This window comes from Aeromonas sp. sia0103 (assembly GCF_963895295.1).
Classification (GTDB): domain Bacteria; phylum Pseudomonadota; class Gammaproteobacteria; order Enterobacterales; family Aeromonadaceae; genus Aeromonas; species Aeromonas encheleia.
Window position 1 is genome coordinate 571,380 of the sequence record NZ_CAWQKG010000033.1, and the last position, 18,204, is coordinate 589,583.

General features: G+C 58.6%; 12 protein-coding genes. 4 read left to right on the forward strand and 8 right to left on the reverse strand.

Annotated features, from left to right (window positions below; all coding sequences use genetic code 11):
* Window positions 1-2 precede the first annotated feature (2 nt).
* Entirely contained in the window at window positions 3-464 is a 462-nt protein-coding gene (locus AACW18_RS13850) for a serine protease chaperone (protein WP_218290837.1), read from the forward strand.
* 173 nt (window positions 465-637) lie between these two features.
* Here AACW18_RS13850 and AACW18_RS13855 read toward each other — a convergent pair whose 3' ends face one another.
* Together AACW18_RS13855 and AACW18_RS13860 are read right to left on the reverse strand one after the other, a co-directional pair.
* Window positions 638-1,333 (reverse strand): EAL domain-containing protein, encoded by a 696-nt coding sequence (locus AACW18_RS13855; protein WP_218290836.1) that lies wholly within the window; start codon window positions 1,331-1,333, stop codon window positions 638-640.
* Window positions 1,314-1,724 carry a winged helix-turn-helix domain-containing protein gene (locus tag AACW18_RS13860; protein ID WP_218290835.1) on the reverse strand — a complete coding sequence of 137 codons (411 nt, stop codon included), beginning with the start codon at window positions 1,722-1,724 and terminating at the stop codon, window positions 1,314-1,316. Before AACW18_RS13860 ends, AACW18_RS13855 begins: the two co-directional genes overlap by 20 nt.
* A gap of 929 nt (window positions 1,725-2,653) precedes the next feature.
* On the opposite strand from AACW18_RS13860, the gene AACW18_RS13865 reads away from it, so the two are divergent.
* Window positions 2,654-5,041 (forward strand): beta-glucosidase, encoded by a 2,388-nt coding sequence (locus tag AACW18_RS13865; RefSeq protein ID WP_218388991.1) that lies wholly within the window; start codon window positions 2,654-2,656, stop codon window positions 5,039-5,041.
* 83 nt (window positions 5,042-5,124) lie between these two features.
* Here AACW18_RS13865 and AACW18_RS13870 read toward each other — a convergent pair whose 3' ends face one another.
* Window positions 5,125-6,102: an AraC family transcriptional regulator gene (locus tag AACW18_RS13870; protein WP_218388992.1), complete on the reverse strand. Its 978-nt coding sequence runs from the start codon at window positions 6,100-6,102 to the stop codon at window positions 5,125-5,127.
* A 373-nt stretch (window positions 6,103-6,475) separates the two neighbouring features.
* A complete protein-coding gene (gene ppsA, locus AACW18_RS13875; protein WP_042652507.1) occupies window positions 6,476-8,851 on the reverse strand; it encodes a phosphoenolpyruvate synthase in 2,376 nt (791 codons plus the stop codon).
* A gap of 309 nt (window positions 8,852-9,160) precedes the next feature.
* On the opposite strand from ppsA, the gene ppsR reads away from it, so the two are divergent.
* Window positions 9,161-9,973 (forward strand): posphoenolpyruvate synthetase regulatory kinase/phosphorylase PpsR, encoded by an 813-nt coding sequence (ppsR, locus tag AACW18_RS13880; RefSeq protein ID WP_033130900.1) that lies wholly within the window; start codon window positions 9,161-9,163, stop codon window positions 9,971-9,973.
* A 113-nt stretch (window positions 9,974-10,086) separates the two neighbouring features.
* Here ppsR and AACW18_RS13885 read toward each other — a convergent pair whose 3' ends face one another.
* On the reverse strand, window positions 10,087-10,380 hold the full coding sequence (locus AACW18_RS13885; protein WP_238566427.1) for a hypothetical protein: 294 nt from the start codon (window positions 10,378-10,380) through the stop codon (window positions 10,087-10,089).
* 356 nt (window positions 10,381-10,736) lie between these two features.
* On the opposite strand from AACW18_RS13885, the gene AACW18_RS13890 reads away from it, so the two are divergent.
* Window positions 10,737-12,113: an amino acid permease gene (locus AACW18_RS13890; protein WP_042652508.1), complete on the forward strand. Its 1,377-nt coding sequence runs from the start codon at window positions 10,737-10,739 to the stop codon at window positions 12,111-12,113.
* A 261-nt stretch (window positions 12,114-12,374) separates the two neighbouring features.
* Here AACW18_RS13890 and AACW18_RS13895 read toward each other — a convergent pair whose 3' ends face one another.
* From AACW18_RS13895 to AACW18_RS13905, 3 genes are all read right to left on the reverse strand, one after another.
* Window positions 12,375-13,076, reverse strand: a complete 702-nt coding sequence (locus tag AACW18_RS13895; protein ID WP_218388993.1) for an SIMPL domain-containing protein — start codon at window positions 13,074-13,076, stop codon at window positions 12,375-12,377.
* Between the two features lie 56 nt (window positions 13,077-13,132).
* A complete protein-coding gene (locus AACW18_RS13900) occupies window positions 13,133-13,690 on the reverse strand; it encodes a hypothetical protein (RefSeq protein ID WP_218388994.1) in 558 nt (185 codons plus the stop codon).
* A gap of 86 nt (window positions 13,691-13,776) precedes the next feature.
* Window positions 13,777-18,168, reverse strand: coding sequence for a beta strand repeat-containing protein (locus AACW18_RS13905; RefSeq protein ID WP_218388995.1), 4,392 nt, complete (start codon window positions 18,166-18,168; stop codon window positions 13,777-13,779).
* Between the last annotated feature and the right edge of the window lie 36 nt (window positions 18,169-18,204).

Consider the following 18,204-nt stretch of genomic DNA (forward strand, 5'->3'; position numbering starts at 1 on the left):
ACATGAAACACAGCTTACTCAGCCTTGCCCTGGCAGGCCTGCTGGCCTCGCTCTCCACTCAGGCCATGGCCGGGGAATCGGTGCTGATCGACGGCAAGCAGTACAGCACCATAGAGGTGAACGGCCAGACCTACCTGACGCCGGACAACGGCAGCAAGAAGCGGGTTGCCCGCAGCCTGGACGGCCAGGCAACCCAACCCAGCCTGCGCAGCGGCGACATCCTGCTGCAAGGAGCGGCCAGCCCCGAGCTCACCGTCAGCGGCACCCTGCTGGTGGAGGCCGACGACAATCAGGCCAGGGCACTGGCCACGCGCCACGGCCTGCGCTTCAAGCAGAGCAGCGGCGGCATCGCCCTGCTGGAGGCACAGTCCGGCACCGATCTGAACGCCGTCGCCACCCGGCTCAAGCAGGAAGGAGTGAAGGTGCAGGTCGAACTGGCCGGCGCCGAGCAGCAACCCAGGTGATCTGCTCCCCGAGCCGAACACCTCATGCCATCAAGGGGGCCATTGGCCCCCTTGTCTTTAGCCGTATTGGCTAAATTAGATGACCCCCACCTTCAACCAGCTCGATCCTTGATAGGTGCCTATCGCAAAGGTGAGGGAGCTTGATGTCGGGTAGCCAGGATCCGCTCATGCTATTAATGCCAGGTCGTATGTCGTGCCGCTCTCGCTCGCCAATGAAACCCCTGCCCTTGGACGAGACCCTGTGCCGTCACAAAAGAGAGATGATGTCTGTTTTCAACTCCCTCGACGAGGACTCGCTCACTTCCCCATATTGCAGATGTATTTTCGATGAAGCTGGCATCATTTCTGTTAAAACATTGCCAAAAGAAGTGCTTGTTTATCTTGATACCATCAAAAGCCTGCAGCAACTCATCTGCAATAGTATGGACGGCTTCATCGGCATTGTTTATCCAGAATTTCACACCGAGTTTTCTAAGCTGAAGAATATTTTTCAGTGTTGCATCAGAGATGCCATCAAGAACACTTGAATTATCAAACTCGATGTTGATCCCAAACTGGAATACGAAAGGCAGGAAATCTTCCCAAGAGACCATCTTGCTAAATATGATGGGATTGATATTGATGAACACAGTGTGGTAAAGATGTTCATCATGCCTGTTCAGCTTCTGAAAAAACTCCAGTTGCCGCATAAAAAGAGAGACCAGGGTATGCTGTCTTACATCGCCTGGATAATGTTCACTCAATACCGTCTTGTTGGCACTCAGTGAAACCACTTCAAATGACACTATATTTCCAGTGTTGAGCTCAACAATAGGTTCCAACGTATGCTTGATATATTTAGAATTTTTGTCATATGTCTTGATCGTCATGGCTATTCTCGATAGTCAATCCTGAACGATAAGGATAAAAAATGTATCCGGCGCGAGCTACTGTAACCAGACAGCGGCAATCTTGATCAACCCTCCTTAGCAGTTTCCTGATATTGGACAATGCGACCGACACTGTGTTTTCACAGACAACTCGACCACTCCAAACGCTATTAAGAATTTCATCTTTAGACACCAGATAGCCACTATTGCGGACCAAATATCTTAAAACACTGGCCTCCCTTGTCCCCATCTTTATAACTTGCAACTGTTCAGTGCCAGCAAAATTAAGGAATGTAAATGTGCCATGAGTTAAATCAATAACAACGCTACCATCCTTATTGACAAGATACGTTATCATTGTGTGCCTTCTTATTACTTCCAGTTCAAGCATGACCAGCCTCCGTGTTAACCAGTAACTGACGACTCTGCATCTTCGATGAGTTCCGTCATTACCAACCCAATTACCATTTTCAGGCTGAACAACGTTATTCTCACAGAATTAACAGGTGAATTAATGATAATAAAATAATTTATTCACAATAAATAAAAAATGATTAATAACAACTACATAGGTAGCATCAATCACCAACAAAGACCCCATTGAGTCGGAGTAAATCACCAGCCAATCATATCATTGCGATATTAAAACCTAAAATTATTACCTTTGTTAAATGAAATGGTAGAGCTTTGACTCGATAAAATAACAAAACAATGACGGCCATAGCGGCGGCCAGACCGATGAAATACTTGATAGTCGGGAAGCCATTGGATTAAGCAATGGCTTTATCAGTGAGGATAGTTTGACGATAGGGTGTGAACGCGCATACAGAGCATCCATTGGCATGTTGATAATTGCGCAAATAACGCTCGTCCGTTGTGTGCTTTACATAACGTCACCGAACTCTAATATCGCTACCCGGCGGGGGAAGGTGCAGATCGAGCTGGCCGGCGCCGAGCAACAGCCCAGGTGATCTGTCTGCTCCCCGAGCCGAACACTCATGCCATCGAGGGGGCCATAGGCCCCTTTTCTCCTCCTGCACATCCCCGATGGAGACAAACCGGCCCGCCCACCCAGGCCCCGATGCGACCGCGGTCACAACTTCGCACCCTTGCCCCCAACTGCACATTTCGCGCCCCGCCGAGGCAAGGCGGGCCGACGCCGACTTGCTAACCTGCCTGCGGCCCGGGCTCATGGCCACGCACGGCCCACCCGACGCCTTCATCGATATCCATGGCAAGCCGCCAGCAGAGCGGCCCGGTCAGCTCCCGGAGTCGGTATCACACTTACCTTTTTATTCAGACAGTTACGAGGAGGCCTCCATGCCTATCACCACCACAAGAATGAAAGCGGTTTCACTTTCCGTCAGCCTGGCCCTGGCCGGGATCCTGGTGGGTTGCAACCAGAACGACTCCGACGCCCCCATCGTCAAGGATGACGCCTATTACCGTGCTCAGGCCGAAACCATGGTGGCCAGGCTGACCCTGGCCGAGAAGCTGGATCTGCTCTCCGGCCCCGGTTATGGCAGCGCCAACGGCGCCGTCAACGTCAAGCAGGATGTCGCCGGGGTGGCGGGTTACATCAACGGGGTGAGCCGCAGCGCCGACGGCATCGACATCCCGGCCCTGAAGCTGGCCGACGGCCCGGCGGGCCTTAGGATCAGCGCCAACCGCGACGACGACAGCGCCACCTACCATGCCACCGCCTGGCCCATCGGCTCGCTGCTGGCCTCCAGCTGGGACGTCGAGCTGGTCGAGTCCGTGGGGGAAGCCATGGGGGATGAGGTCAGGCAGTACGGGGTGGACATACTGCTGGCGCCGGGCATGAACATTCAGCGCAACCCGCTCAATGGCCGCAACTTCGAGTACTACTCGGAAGATCCGCTGCTGACCGGCAAGATGGGCGCCGCCATGGTAAACGGGGTGGAGAGTAACGGGGTGGGTACCACCATCAAGCACTTCTTTGGCAACAACTCCGAGACCAACCGCAACCAGATCAACGACATCGGCGAGCCGAGAACCTTCCGCGAGATCTATCTGCGCGGCTTCCAGATCGCCGTGGACGAGGCCCAGCCCTGGGCAATCATGACCTCCTACAACAAGGTCAATGGCACCTATGTGAACGAGCGCAGGGATGCGGTGACCGAGGTGCTGCGCGACGAGTGGCAGTTTGACGGCCTGGTGATGTCCGACTGGTTCGCCGGCGACGTGGCCAACAACGCCTACAAGCAGGTGCTGGCGGGGCAAGATCTGATCGAGCCTGGCAACGTCAAGGAGCAGCTGCAGCAATCCATCGACCACGGCGATCTGAGCGAGGCCAAGGTGACCGAGGCCGCCATCCATATCCTGACCCAGGTGATGAAGAGCCCCTCCTACAGCCAGCTGGCCGTCAGCAACCGCCCGGATCTGACCGCCCATGCCAAACTGGCTCGGCAGGCCGGGGCCGAGAGCATGGTGCTGCTGCGCAACGAAGCCGCCGCCCTGCCGATTGCCGCGACCAGCAAGGTCGCCAGCTTTGGCATCAACCAGATCAACACCTACAAGGGTGGCACCGGCAGCGGGGACGTGAACGCAACCGGCACCACCACCATAGCCCAGGGGCTGGCCAGCCGCTTCCCGGTCAACGGGGCGCTGCAGAGTTACTACGGCGATTTTTATGAGGCCAACAAGGTCTATCACGAGGGCCAATTCGGCTCCAAGGGCTTCTATAGCTGCGCAGAGGCCGCCGTCAGCCCCGAGCTGACCGGCTTGATCGCCACGGCCGCCAGCGAGCAGGACGTGGCGGTGATCAGCCTGGGCCGCCAGGCCGGTGAGGGGGCGGATCGCAGCAACAGCAAGGGCGACTACCTGCTCGGCGATGACGAGACCGCCCTCATCGATGCGGTGAGCAACGCCTTCCACGCCCAGGGTAAAAAGGTGGTGGTGGTGCTTAACGTCAACGGGGTGATCGACACCACCCAGTGGAGTCACAAGGTGGACGGGATCCTGCTGGCCTACATGGCGGGTCAGGAGACCGGCCACGCGGTGGCGGATGTGCTCTCAGGCGCGGTCAACCCGAGCGGCAAGCTGGCCCAGAGCTTCCCGCAAAGCTACGCCAGCGTCCCCTCCTCGACCAGCTTCCCCGGTGAGGACACCGACGGCGACGGCGAGCCGGACGATCTCTATTACAACGAGGGGATCTACGTCGGCTATCGCTACTACAGCACCTTCGACAAGGCCGTCTCCTACCCCTTCGGCTTTGGCCTCTCCTACACCAGCTTCGGCTACACCAGCCCGGCCATCGCCAGCAATACCCTGGCCGATGGTGCGGCCGGCAGCATAGTGCTGACGGCGACCATCACCAACACCGGCGGCGTGGCGGGCAAGGAGGCGGCCCAGGTCTACATCACCGCCCCCGAGGTCAAACTGAAAAAACCGACCATAGAGCTCAAGGCCTTCGCCAAGACCAAACAACTGGCCCCTGGCGCCACCGAGCAGCTGAGCTTCACCATTCCGGCCAGCATACTCGCCAGCTTCGATGAGGCCAGCAACCAGTGGATCCTGGAGCCGGGCAGCTACAGCGCCTACATCAGCCCCTCATCGGACGTCTCCGCCACCACCCCCGTCACCTTCAAGCTGAGCAAGGAGATAGTGGTGAGCAACACCACGGCGGGCGCCCTGGCCCTGCCAAGCGGGGTGGATGCCACCACCGTCACCACGGTGACAAAATAAGGCGGCGGGAGCGGCGCCCCGGCGCACGCTCCCATGATGATCCGAGCACCTTTACGGGACCAGACCTGCGCCTGGTCCCGTTCTTATTGGCGGGTATTGCGGTAGGCCAGCGGGGTCATATTGGCGTTGGCCTTGAAGAAGCGATTGAACGCACTCTGGGAGGAGAAGCCCACCAGATCGCTGATATTTTGCAGCGGCTGCTCCCTCTCCCCCAATAACCGGCAGGCCTCCATCATCTTGACCCGCTTCAGGATGGCGGAAAAACTGCTGCCCTCCCCCTGCAATTTTCGGTTCAGGGTCCAGCGGCTGATATTCATGGCCGAGCAGACGTCCTTGAGGAGATGGTCATCGCTGTCCATGACACCGCCGCGGATCCGGTGACGGATAAGATCCGCCACCAGATTGGCAAAGGGCACCCGCTCATCGATGTCGGCGCAGATGCTATCCAGCTGACTTGTCTGCAAGCGGCACAGCAAGCCGTTGTAGCTATCGATGCGGGTATCCAGCAGGGCATTGGCGATGAGCAGGGTGTTGCCCGGCTGATCCCAGCGGCAGTGGGTACCGAAGAAGTGATCCAGCTGGCGGTGATGGGCAGGCGGCCTGCCGACGAACCCCACCGACACGGCGAGGGCGGGCACATAGGCCCGCAGGATCCGGAAGAGGATGACAAAATTGGGGATGGCCTGGCTCGCCCCCAGGGCGGCAGGTCCTTGATTGATGTACTCATATTGGGTGTGCAGCGCCCCCAGCCTCACCTGGTAATCGTCGCAGTTGCCGATGACGGTGCGATAGCGCAGCAGGGCCTCGATGGCGGCGCGAGGGGATGGCTGGTTCAGGCAGAGGCTGATGAGCACCGGATAGTGCTCATAGAGCTGAGCGATCTCATAGGACAAGATGCCCTCGTGAAATCCGCTCAGATGGCCCTGCATCAGACTCAGCAGGCGGTAATGGCTCTGGGCCAGGATCCGGCCATGCTCACGGTTGATATCGAATGGGGTCAAACCGGCGGCCAGCAGCAGGGCATCCGGATCTCCCCCCTGTTGCTGACAGGCCGTCAGCATTCTCCTGAGAACTTGATTTGCTACGCTCTGTGCCATCTGCCTACCCTGGCCTCATAAAACACCAACAACTGATTGATGGGCGAGCGCAGGCGGAACCTCTTTCTCCAACCCGGCTCGCATGACGCAAAAATGCGGATCCGCCAGCCTGTCCATGACGTGGCAGGCTCATTATGGGGGGATGAGGAGGGCCGCCGATGTAACGGAGTGTAAGACCACGATCTGGCACGCTATTTTGGCGCAGTAGGAGGCAGTCATCGGACAAAAAACAAAATAGAAATGCACCGTATTCCGACATAAAAACGGCGCCCTCTCGGGCGCCGTTTTTATTTATCACAGTGCGGCACTATCGCCGTATGGCATCCGCAAGCGCGGCTCAGCTGGCCTGGTGCTGCTCGGCCAGATAGAGCCAGGTGTCGACCACGGTATCCGGGTTGAGCGATACAGAGTCGATGCCCTGCTCGACCAGCCAGGCGGCGAAGTCCGGGTGATCGGACGGGCCCTGGCCGCAGATGCCGACATACTTGCCCGCCTTGCGCGCGGCCTTGATGGCCATCGCCAGCAGCGCCTTGACCGCCTCGTTGCGCTCATCGAACAGGTGGGCGATGAGGCCCGAATCCCGGTCCAGTCCGAGCGTGAGCTGGGTCATGTCGTTGGAGCCGATGGAGAAGCCATCGAAGTGTTGCAGGAACTGATCCGCCAGCAGGGCGTTGGAGGGCAGTTCGCACATCATGATGACCTTGAGGCCCCGCTCACCGCGGCGCAGGCCGTTCTCGGCCAGGATCTCCACCACCTGCTCCGCCTCGCCCACGGTGCGCACGAAGGGGATCATCACCTCGACGTTGGTCAGACCCATGACGTCACGCACCCGCTTCATCGCCTCACACTCGAGGGCGAAGCAGGGACGGAAGCTGTCGGCGATATAACGGGAGGCACCGCGGAAGCCGATCATGGGGTTCTCTTCGTGGGGCTCGTAGCCACGACCGCCCACCAGGTTGGCGTATTCGTTGGACTTGAAGTCCGACATCCGCACTATCACTCGCTCCGGCCAGAAGGCGGCGGCCAGGGTGGCGATGCCTTCGGTCAGCTTGGCGACATAGTATTCACGGGGGCTGTCGTAACCGGCGATCATCTTGGCTATGGTGGCCTGCAGCTCGGGGCTCTGCTGATCGAACTCCAGCAGGGCCTTGGGGTGCACGCCTATCATGCGGTTGATGATGAACTCCAGGCGCGCCAGACCCACGCCGGCGTTCGGCAGCTGGGCGAAGTCGAAGGCCCTGTCCGGGTTGCCGACGTTCATCATGATCTTGATGGGCAGGCGCGGCATGTTGCCCACCTCGGTCACCGCCACCTCGAAGTCGAGCTCGCCGTCGTAGATGAAGCCGGTGTCCCCTTCCGCGCAGGAGACGGTGATGAGCTGACCCGCCTCGATACGGGCGGTGGCGTCGCCACAACCCACCACGGCCGGGATGCCGAGCTCACGGGCGATGATGGCGGCGTGACAGGTGCGGCCGCCGCGGTTGGTGACGATGGCCGAGGCCCGTTTCATGATGGGCTCCCAATCCGGATCCGTCATGTCGGTGACCAGCACGTCGCCGGGCTGCACCTCGTCCATCTGGCTGATGGAGGAGATGACCCGCGCCGGGCCAGAGCCAATCTTGTGGCCGATGGCACGCCCCTCGATCAGCACCTTGCCGCCGGACTGCTTGAGCGCGAAACGCTCCAGGGTATTCGCCTCCTGGCGGCTGCGCACCGTCTCGGGACGGGCCTGGACTATGTAGAGCTGGCCGTCCTGACCATCCTTGGCCCACTCGATGTCCATCGGGCGGCCGTAATGCTGCTCGATGATGAGCGCCTGTTTCGCCAGCGCCATCACCTCGTCGTCGCTGATGCAGAAGCGGTTGCGCTCGGCATCCTGGGTGTCGACGATCTTCACCTGACGGCCGTGACCGGCGTCCTCGGAGTAGGTCATCTTGATGAGCTTGGAGCCCAGCGTCTTGCGCACCACGGCGGGGCGACCGGCCTTGAGGGTTGGCTTGTGCACATAGAACTCGTCCGGGTTGACGGCCCCCTGCACCACCATCTCGCCGAGGCCCTGGCTACCAGTGATGAAGACCACGTCGTTGAAGCCGGATTCGGTATCCAGGGTGAACATGACGCCGGAGGAGGCCAAGTCCGAGCGCACCATGCGCTGCACCCCGGCCGAGAGCGCCACGCCCTTGTGGTCATAGCCCTGATGCACCCGGTAGGAGATGGCGCGATCGTTGAACAGCGAGGCAAACACATGCTTGATGGCGGTCATGACGGAGTCGATGCCGCGCACGTTGAGGAAGGTCTCCTGCTGACCGGCGAAGGAGGCATCCGGCATGTCCTCGGCGGTGGCGGAGGAGCGCACCGCGAAGGACGCTTCGAGCCCGGCGCTCAGCTTGTCATAGGCCGCACGCACGGCCTGCTCCAGCGCGGGCTGGAACGGCGCGTCCACCACCCAGTCACGGATCTGCTGACCGGCCCGGTTGAGGGCGGCGATGTCGTCCACGTCCAAGCTGTCGAGCAGGTCGTGGATCTTGCCGTTGAGACCGCTTAACTCCAGAAACTCGTTAAACGCAAAGGCAGTGGTCGCAAACCCGCCAGGGACGGATACACCGGCACCGGAGAGGTTGCTGATCATCTCGCCAAGGGATGCATTCTTGCCGCCGACTCGTTCTACATCCTGCATTCCGAGCTGTTCGTACCAGAGTACGTACTGTTGCATTTGCATGTCTCCAGATTGGTGGGCCAGGGTGCCAACGCACCTGCTGTGCCAAATTATGTGTTTTTGTTGGTGTGCTGTTGCCAACGACCATGAAAACGTTTTCTACTTATTGTCAAAAAAATCCCCGTGCAAGATTTGGGGATGGCCGTCTGACACAGACATTCTACAATGCCGATACAAAAAGGTAACGACTCAGGTTTGCAAGCGAGTTCACAACTTGGAAACAGCAGACCGGTTGACAAAAGTGATATGGTTTCGAGAGATACTTCCTGCTCGCAACCCCGCCAGCCCGCATCACAGGAGCGCATCGTGCACACCGTATTCTATGTATCCGATGGCACCGCCATCACCGCCGAGGTGTTCGGCCATGCCGTGTTGAGCCAGTTTCCGCTGGTGTTCGAACAAGTCACCATTCCCTTCGTGGAAACCCTGGAGAAGGCGCGTCAGGTAAGGGCCAGGATCGATGAACAGTTTCGCCAGACCGGGATCCGCCCCATCCTGTTCCACACCATAGTCGACGCCCTGGTGCGGGAAGAGGTGCTCAAGGCCCAGGCCAGCAGCCACGATTTTCTCAACACCTTCGTCAGCCCGCTGGAGCAGGAGCTGGGGATCAAGGCCGAGCCCAGGCTGCATCGCACCCACGGCATGGAGAACCGCAAGCTGTATGACGATCGCATCGAGGCAGTCAACTTCGCGCTCACCAACGACGACGGCATCACCACCAGGGAGTACGACGAGGCGGACATCATCCTGATCGGCGTCTCCCGCTGCGGCAAGACGCCGACCAGCCTCTATCTGGCGCTGCAGTTTGGCATCCGCGCCGCCAACTACCCCTTCATCGAGCAGGACATGGGCACGCTCGAGCTGCCAACGCCCCTCAAGGCCAATCGCCACAAGCTGTTCGGCCTCACCATAGCGCCCCAGCGGCTGCACGAGATCCGCAACCAGCGCCGCGCCAACAGTCGCTACTCCTCGCTGGTGCAGTGCGAGCAGGAGCTGGCAAGCGTGGAGCGGCTGTTTCGCCAGGAGGCGATCCGCTTCCTCGATACCAGCTCTCATTCGGTGGAGGAGATCAGCGCAAAAATTCTGGAGGCTACCGGGCTGCGTCGCCAGCTCTGCTGATAGAACGAGCAGACGCGGCGGCCCTATAGAGGAATAGGCCGCTGGCAAGCTGGCAATACGGATGAGGGGCAGTAAAAACGGAGCCAACAGTGAACCTGTGGCTCCGTTTCATATCAGGAGTGGGGAGGCATGGGCGGGTTGTTGAGCTCTCTGTTGTTCATCAGCATGGCATGAAAGTTCAGCAGGCCATGGCGTCTTCGTATCCGCTCGCTCAACCAGCAGGCGGGCAGCAAGCCCACACCGGCGGCCACCGCCAGCACCATGGTGACATGCGCCACCAGATAGTCGCCTCCCTGCCATCCCCAGACCAGCCCGCAGGCCGCCGCCATGGTCAGCAACATGGGGGAGAGCCAGAGCGCCAGCCAGAGGGCGGCGGTCAGCAGGGCACCCACAATACGCTCGATCATATGAGTCCTTTTTTGGCAAAGAGTCATAAGCCCACAGCCCGAGCGAAAAATCAATAACCACAAAACCGTTCGCACACAAAACCAGCAGTCGCTTCGCAACCCCCTTTCCAGATCATGAAAAACCTGATTAGAGCCGAAAAAACCACCCGAACATGAGGAAATCAGGTGCATTGGCGGTCGATTATCACTATTCTGCTCGGGTTGGTAGCTGCCACAAAAAACAACAAGTGGCACGCCGTAACGAAATTAATACGGATTTCGTCACGTTTTCAGCACAGAGTGCCGACCGGCTCACAGGATGTGAGGCGGCAGACGAGACGACAGACGAGTGACTTCAGCGACGTAAGGAAGGAAGAATGGATCTTCAACAAAACGGCGAAGAGTTGAAACGTGGCCTGAAAAACCGCCATATCCAGCTCATCGCATTGGGCGGTGCCATCGGTACCGGCCTGTTTCTCGGCATTGCCCAGACCATCAAGATGGCGGGCCCCTCGGTGCTGCTCGGCTACGCCATCGGCGGCTTCATCGCCTTCCTCATCATGCGCCAACTCGGCGAGATGGTGGTGGAAGAGCCGGTCGCCGGCTCCTTCAGCCACTTCGCCTACAAGTACTGGGGTGACTTCGCTGGCTTCGCCTCCGGCTGGAACTACTGGGTGCTCTACGTGCTGGTCAGCATGGCCGAACTCACCGCGGTTGGCATCTATGTCCAGTACTGGTGGCCCGAGATCCCGACCTGGATGTCGGCCGCCTTCTTCTTCGTGCTGATCAACGCCATCAACCTCTCCAACGTCAAGGCGTTTGGCGAGATGGAGTTCTGGTTCGCCATCATCAAGGTGGTGGCCATCGTTGGCATGATTGGCTTTGGCGGCTATCTGCTGTTCTCCGGCGGCGCCGGTCCGGAAGCCAGCGTGACCAACCTGTGGGCCCAGGGCGGTTTCTTCCCCAACGGCATCAGCGGACTGGTGATGGCGATGGCGGTGATCATGTTCTCCTTCGGCGGGCTGGAGCTGGTCGGTATCACGGCGGCAGAAGCCGATGATCCCGAGAAGAGCATTCCCAAGGCCACCAACCAGGTGATCTACCGCATCCTGATCTTCTATATCGGCGCCCTGGCCGTGCTGATGTCCCTCTACCCCTGGGTCAAGGTGGTGGAAGGTGGCAGCCCGTTCGTGATGATCTTCCACGCGCTGGACAGCAACCTGGTGGCCACGGTGCTCAACATAGTGGTGCTGACCGCCGCGCTCTCCGTCTACAACAGCTGTGTCTACTGCAACAGTCGCATGCTGTTTGGCCTGGCCAAGCAGGGTAACGGCCCGCGCAGCCTGCTCAAGACCAACAAGAGCGGTGTGCCACTGGTCGCCCTCTCGGTGTCTGCCGCCGCGACCCTGCTGTGCGTGCTGATCAACTACCTGATGCCGGGCAAGGCCTTTGGTCTGCTGATGGCGCTGGTGGTCTCCGCCCTGGTCATCAACTGGGCCATGATCAGCCTCGCCCACCTCAAGTTCCGCAAGGCCAAGCAGACCGAAGGGGTAGAGCCCAAGTTCAAGGCATTCTGGTACCCGTTCGGCAATTATCTCTGCCTGGCCTTCATGGCCGCCATCTTGGTCATCATGTACCTGACCCCGGGCATGGAGATCTCGGTGATGCTGATCCCGGTCTGGCTGGTGGTGCTGGCGATCGGCTATCAGTTCAAGCCCAAACGTCAAGGACGGGTTGCCGCCGAAATCGGCTGACCTGCCCCTCCCTGATTTGATTCAAATGCCGGTCGCTGACCGGCATTTTCATATCCGGGCCCTGCAGCCATAACAACTGCAGAAGCCCAGCGAACACCCTCCCCTATCCCGACGCATGCCTGACGGGTCATCTGCCAGCACCCCATGCCCCTCGAGCCGTCGCTATCTTGCAGACCCGCGGTGCGCCGCTGGCGCTGACAACAAAAAGCCCGAGGCAATCGCCTCGGGCTTTTTCACACTAGCGGTCAACGGGCCGCGGCATTACTCCAGCAGGAAGACGGCTTCCACGTTGTCCGTGATGCTGATCTGCTGCTGTTGATAGCTGTTCTCCATCATGTCTGCGGCAGGCGCGGCGGCGGCCTTGAGGGCCCGGCTATAGACCGGCATGGGGGCGCTGTTGCGATACTCGACGCTGTAAACCTTGCCGAGCTTCATGCCGAAGGCCTTGGCCAGGGATTCCGCCTTGCCCGTGGCGTCAGCCACCGCGCCAAGACGGGCCTGCTCCTTGATGGTCTGGGGCGACTTGAGGCCGTATTCAATCTGGGAGACGGACTCCAGGCCTGCTTCGAGCGCGGTATCCATCAGCTGGCTCAGCTTGTCGAGCTGGTAGAGTTTGACCGCCAGCTGGCGCTGGGCACGGTAACCCACCATCTCGGGTTTCTTGTTTTGCGGATATTGATACTCGGGGGAGACCACCAGATTGCCAGCCTCCACATCGGTACGCTTGATGCCCAGCCCTTCCAGCTTGCCAAAGAAGGCGGCCACCTTGGTATCGACCTGCTGCTTGGCCTTGATGCCCTGCTTCTCCAGCGCGGTCACGGAGACGTTGAGGGTCAACATGTCGGGCTCGGCCTTCTGCTCGGCGTAGCCACTGACCACCAGATGCGGTGCCTGGGGCACCTCGATGGCCAACAAGGGGGCACTGACAACCAAGGCAGACAGGGTAAGAAGGGAACGCCACATAGAAAAAAACCTCAATCGATTAGAGTGAGGTCATTATGCCCGTCGTCGAATGAGATTCATATGTCGTGCAGGGGGGGGATATGGTCCAGCACCTGGTTGGTCATATCGATGTTGATGCTGATCTCGCTGCCAAGCAGACTGCCATGACTCGCCATCAGGGGGGCAGACTCGCGCGCACCGAGCAGGCTCTCTTCTTCGAAATGGAAGGAGTCCCACGACAAAACATGTCCCTGGGAGGGCAATACCGGCTCCGGCACCGTGATAACCGCCAGCGAACTCCAGTCAAAATCGTCCCCATGACTGAGCAGATCCTGCAAGGAGCTGTCACTCAGGCTCTGCAGTGAATACTCCTGTTGTCCCAGCTCGTGGCCAACCAGCACCACCATGTGGGGCAAGAGTGCATCCTCTGCCGGTGTGAAGCTGATGCTCGATGCGGCGAAGTCCACATTGAGCGACCCCGCTACCTCTCCATCCTCGCTCTCCAGATCCAGGGCGCTGATCTTGTCACCCGTCATCGTGGCCTGATAGCCAAAGCGGCCGGTGCAGAGGATGCTATCCTGTCCGTCCCAGCTGTAGCGAATGCCATCGATGTCGACCCAGTTAAATGACTGCATGGTGACCCTCTCCTGATACTGCCGTTATCTTAACTTCCCTCATCCTCAAATAATAGGGACCGGGCATGCCCGGTCCCCTTGCTTGATTAAGGATCAACCTTCAGATTGCCCTGATTCAGCAAGTCCTCGATGATCTGTAGATTTGATTTACCCGCAGTCAAATCCACATTATCGAAGGAGATGGTATGAGTAGTGGTACCGGCTCCCGCAGAACCATCCAAATCGATCGTCAGGGTCGATTTGTTGGTACCCGGACCTGATGCAAAGGTAAGATATTGATCCAGTGTGGCTGCATTGGCATGCTCCCCACTCAGCATCTCACTCAGGTCCAGTACATCCCCACCATTACCAGGGGTGAAGTCCTTGATGGTATCTGTCCCACCGGCATCGCCCGCCTGCCACTTGAAGGTATCCTTGCCTGCACCGCCCGTCAGGGTGTCACTACCCGTGCCACCGATCAGCAGGTCATTACCCAGTCCGCCAATCAGCGTATCGTCACCGGCCAAACCAGAGAGAGTGTCGTTCCCTTCACCGCCCTGAATCACATCCGCCAAGGCCGACCCGGTGAAGGTGGTACCAGCTTCGATGGTCACATGCAGATTGGTATTGGAAGCAGCATCATTATCTGCATCCTTAACCCCAACCTGGAAGTCCAGCTCGGCATCCAGTGTGGTGTTTTCCGAAGTGATCAGGCCGATGTCGGAGACTTTCACCACGTCGCTGTCGGTCTGGCCAGTGAAGTTCGTGGTCGAATTCGAACCACCCGTATCACCGAAGGCCGCATTGAAGTTCAGCGCCGTAGTAGTGGTGATGTCCTCCACGCTGGTCAGGATCTGCGCGCCGTAGATCTGCCAGTCTTCACCTACACCGTTGTAGTCATTGTGTTCGATGACAATGGCCCCATCGTTGTTGTCCAGGGTAATGCCATAAGCCAGCAAGGCTGCCAGAGTCGCTGCGCTACTGCCAGACCTGGCGATATCACTGTTGCTGATCACCAAAGCCCGAGTGGTTGTTATGCCACCCGTGCCGATCAGTTTCAGCACCACCACTAGGTCTTCATTATTGATACCGTCGAACTTGAGGAAAATACCCTCCGCCCGGCCATCGGGGTTGGCTACGACGGTACCGGTCGGGTTGGTGGTATGGAATGTCAGGTCCAGCACCTCACCCTTGCCGATGGTATCGCCAGCCACACCGTTCGCCGAGTTCGAGACGCTGACCCAGGAAGCCGCCTGGGTGAACAACTCGCCATTGGCAAATATGTTGGTGTTAACACCACCGGTCTGCAGATTGTTGGTCCCGGTACCCCCACCGGGCTCTGCGGCACTCCTGAACTGGACATAAAAATCATTGTCCAACTTGGCCACAGACACATCCGGCTGAGAGTTATCCGGCACACTGCCGCCCGACGCGTAGCCCGTGATACTTAACGAGGCACTGGTTTTGAGAACACCGAAGCCTTCGATCGGTTCATCCAACGATACCGTATAGGTACCGTTGATCTTGTCGAAGATCAGTGTACCGGTTGCCTCCTGCGTGATCCCTGGACTGGCGGGGTTCGGCGCGTAATTGAACTCAATATCAAAGGTGGCCGTGCTAGCATTCTCTGACACCCAGGTGACCAATTGCGATGTGATAAGCGTGCCACCGACGGTTCCCGTCAGGCCGATGGCATTGAAATCCGAGTCGGCTGACGAGAACGGCCCCGTACCGCGATTATCCGCGCCGGTGCTGTAATCGAACACACCAGTGCCACCACCCGGGTTGCTGCTGTTGGAATACACCAGGCTGGTGGTGGCCTGGATGGTCGGTACATCATCTTCCACCTGAATCAGCAGATCACCAGCCAGCGGCAGCGGGTTGACGCCATCGGAAGCCCGAATGGCCCCGGTCAGATTCAGCGTCAGGATCTCGTTGTCATCACCATTGGCATTCGGGTGATCCAGCGGCCCGAGCAGGGTGAAGGTGTAGGAACCATTGCTCTGCACCACCAAGGTGAAGACAGTTACCGCACCTGCCATCGCCGTCAGGGTATTCCCAGAGAAACCGTAGGTGACCGCCACCCCATCCGAGGTCAGGGATGGCATGACATTGGGAGTGGTATCCAGACTGAACTGGCCGCTGCTCGTACCGACCAATAGCTCAACCAAGCTTCCGGAGACGATTGTCGTCTGGGCATCGCCATCGGTGATGCCGCCAGGCAGTTCGTCCTCGTCCACCTTACCGATCACCGGTGCAGCATCCTCGATGTTGATCGTCAGAGTAGCGCTCGCTTGATCGCCATCCTTGTCGACGATCACATAGTCGAAGCTTTCGCTGGTGTCCGCTGCAACGCTCTGCGGCGAGGTGTAACCCCATGCGCCTGTGGCGAAATTAAAGGTCAGCTTGCCACCCAGAGCCGTCGTGATGTTGGTCAGCTGCTGATCGCCATCCATAACTCCGTCCCAGGCGTAGGTCGTGCCATTGATCTTGATGGACATGATCCGCCCCGGACCATCGGCACCGAATGAATCGTCATCACCGCCACCCACAGCGTTGTTGTTGCCGAGCAGAACGTTGCCGCTGACGAAGTTGCCCGAGATCTGACCAAGCAGTGTATTGATCAGGCCACTAAAGTCGGTTACCAGAATCGGGGCTCCGCTACCATCGAGATCAACATCCTGCAGACGGGCGGTGTTGATACCGTCCCCCACACCAATAGTGGTGACGTTGATGGCATTGCTATCGACAAAGGTGTTCCAAGCCGTTGCCGTCGCGTCACTCAGCGAGTTGCCACCAGTACCTAGCTGCTCATTGGGGTCTCCGTCACTGATGAAGAAGACCTGGTTGCTCCAGCCCTCAATCGGGAAGTAAGACACCATGGTTTGCTGGATCCCGGCAGTAAAATCGGTGCCGTCGTCAAACGGGCGATTGGCAATGATGCTATCTACCAGCGCATTGAACGCAGCGATCGATGTCACAGAGGCATATGCCAGTGGGTCCGAAGAGAACGCCACTATGGTGATTTTCACATCGCCATCGGTACCGTTGAACAGCGCCTGTCCCGCCGCCTTCACGGCGTTCATCATGGTTGTGAACTCGCTATTGCTGATACTGCCGCTGGAGTCCAGCACAAAGGCGACGTTGAAGTCCTTGTCACTGGACTCAGCAACTGTGGCCGTGTCGTTCTTCGCCAGCGGCGTATCATCATCGACATTGATAGCCAGCGTGCCGTTCGCGGTATCGTTATCGCCATCGGTCACTTGATAGTTCAAGGTAAACGCCTGGTTGTTCTCCTGATCCGCATTCGCATGCTGGATAGGCGCGTTCTGCGTCACGCTATATGCCCCTGTGGTCGAATTCAGGGTTACGGTCAGCACTGTGGTCGCGCCCTGTTTGACCAACAGAGATCCTGCGGCATTCGTTTCATAGGTAAAGCCAGCCGGCGCCCCCGTAGTCAGCCATTGCACAATTCCCGCACCATCCGCCCCGAAGTTATGAGCGAGGATGCCGTTCGTGTTTACCGCATTGTCATCGTCATTCGGACCATCCGGAATGCCGTTGGCCAAGGCGTCGTCGTCAAGTTGCACCGTGAGATTACTGCCGACGCTCGGCATGTCGTCATCAAAGGTGATGGTCAGCGTACCCGTGGTGGTGCTGTTGTCCGCGTCCTTGACTGTGTAGGTCAATGCCGTCACGGCATCGTTTTCGGTATTGTCTCCCGGCTGACCATCCAAGGTGGCGTGCTGCACGTTATCCAGCAGCGTCACGGTATAGGCTCCCGTGCTCGGGTTCACTACCACGCTGAACAGCGGCCCCCGTGGACCCGTGGCCGTCAGCGTATTGTTGGCGCCATTCCAGCTGTAGTTCACCGTTTCCTGGCCAACCGTTCCACTGGTGCCGTGCATCGCAGCGAAGTTGACGCTACCCGCGCCGTCAGGTCCAAATCCGAAGGTCAGGGTGCCACTGAACGTGGCTTCGTTAGTGTCTGGATCCGGTGCCACCACCAAATCGCCCGTGGTACTCGCCGGATTGCCACCAGTCAGACCGTCGTCATCCACCGCGGCAGTGGTTGAACCACCGGTTGGCACATTGGCATCGGTGATGTTGAAGCTGGCAGCCTTGGTAACAGCATCACCATCACCATCGGTCACGGTAAAGGTCAGGTTGTCGGTCACTGGGTTGGTGTTATTCACCGACGCATCGGCCGTGTAGCTGTAACTGCCGTCCGCTTTCACCTTGAGCACACCATTGCCAACATCCACAACCTGAGAGTAACCATCACCGCCAAAGGTCAGTGCAATGCCATTGATATGACTAACTCCGGCACCATCGGCACCAGGTACAAAGTCGAAGGTCCCCAGTTTGGTGGTACCTTCCGCCACGCTTTGCGCTGCCTCATCGGTAGCGCTCGGCATGTCGTCATCAAAGGTGATGGTCAGCGTACCCGTGGTGGTGCTGTTGTCCGCGTCCTTGACTGTGTAGGTCAATGCCGTCACGGCATCGTTTTCGGTATTGTCTCCCGGCTGACCATC